This is a genomic window from Streptomyces sp. NPDC031274, assembly GCF_055570235.1.
Genome location: NZ_JBVIHP010000229.1, coordinates 1 through 1,407, shown reverse-complemented (window position 1 = coordinate 1,407; position 1,407 = coordinate 1). Strand labels below are relative to the sequence as shown.

The window sequence follows — 1,407 nt, the reverse complement described above, 5'->3', positions numbered from 1 at the left end:
GTCCAGGACGGCCTCACCGGCGGCCGGATGGCAAAAGGCCCGGCGTTCCGAGTCGCGTTCGACGAGACCGGCCGCCTCGAGCTCCCGCAGACTCGACGCGACCGCGTCGGGCGAGAGTTCGAGCAGATCCGCCAGGAGGCCGTCGGTCGCGGTCCGGTCCAGGACCGCCAAACCGCGGGCGACGGCGAGCACTTCCGGCTCACTGCGGTACAGGCAGGCGAGTACTGCCTGCCGGAAGGCGTGACCGGCCACCAGCTTGCTGCTGCCGCGGGGGTCCTCGTCGCCCTCCGCGGCATCGGTGCGCAGGTCGTGGACGAGGGCGCGTACGAGAAGCGGGTTGCCGCCACCGGCTTGGTGGACGGCCGGTGCCAGGTTTCGCGCGGTCGCGTCGTGCAGGCTCTCCTCGAGGATCTGGCCTACGGCTCGCTCGCTGAGCGTGCCGGTGCGGAGCTCGGTCAGGCGTGGATGACGCAACAGTTCGGCGCCGAACAGCGGTCGCGCCGGGAGCGGTCCGGTGCATGTGGCCAAGACGATCAGGACGGGCTTGGTACGCAGCTCGCGCATCGCGTGCTGCAAGCACTGCAGGGAAGGAATGTCCGCGTGCTGGACGTCGTCCACGATGACGGCGAGCGGTCGTTCTCTCGCCTGGTCCGCCAAGAACGTGATCAGCGCCCGCATCACGTGAGCCTTGACGTGCTCCTCCCGCTCGGAGTCGGAGTCCCGCAGCATCGCGGTGAACCGAGCGTCGTCGAGAAGCCTCTCCACGCGTTCCGTTTCCTGCTGCGACAGCCGGCCGCCGAGCAGCAGTTGCCCGAAGACCGCCATGGGCGTACGGCGCTCCGCGCGAAGGCCCGTCGCGGCGAGAACCGTGACTCCGGCGGCCTCGGCCTCCTCGGCCACGTAGTTCAGCAGCTCACTCTTACCGGTGGCTACCGGACCTCTGACAAGGACGACTTCGGAAGGATTTCCCGCATCCCCTCTCGCCATCTCCCCAAGGAGAGTTAAAAAATTGGATCGCTCGACCAAGCTCGTATTCAAGAATACCTCCCCGTTCAAGGCATAGCCGCCTGCCTCAGGCATCTCTCCCGGCCCCAAGCCGCCTATTGAGCCAGTCCAGGGCGCCGTGCCGGTGAAGTTCATCACAACACACAGCAACAATCCCCACTCAATGGCTCCTCGTCAGACCTCCCCGGAGCACAGCACCTCAACTATGGCCGATTCGAGATGCCAAGGTAGCGCCGAAAGAGGGGAGGGTGCCAACCAAATCCATCGGAGCTCGAAACGTTCAGCCCTTCCGTTTTCGGCAGCGGATATGATATCTGAGGCGACCGTCCCGCACCGGTGAGCTGAATGAGGAATTCCGCTTATCCCCGCCCGGCGGGCCCTCAGTAGGGCATCCAGCCGTAA

Annotated in this window: 1 protein-coding gene; it reads right to left on the bottom strand. The window is 66.2% G+C overall.

Annotation, left to right across the window (positions count from 1 at the left end; translation table 11 throughout):
• On the bottom strand, positions 1–1,080 hold a 1,080-nt coding region (locus tag ACZ5CR_RS45205; RefSeq protein ID WP_468869487.1), incomplete at its 3' end, for an AAA family ATPase.
• Positions 1,081–1,407: the final 327 nt, after the last annotated feature.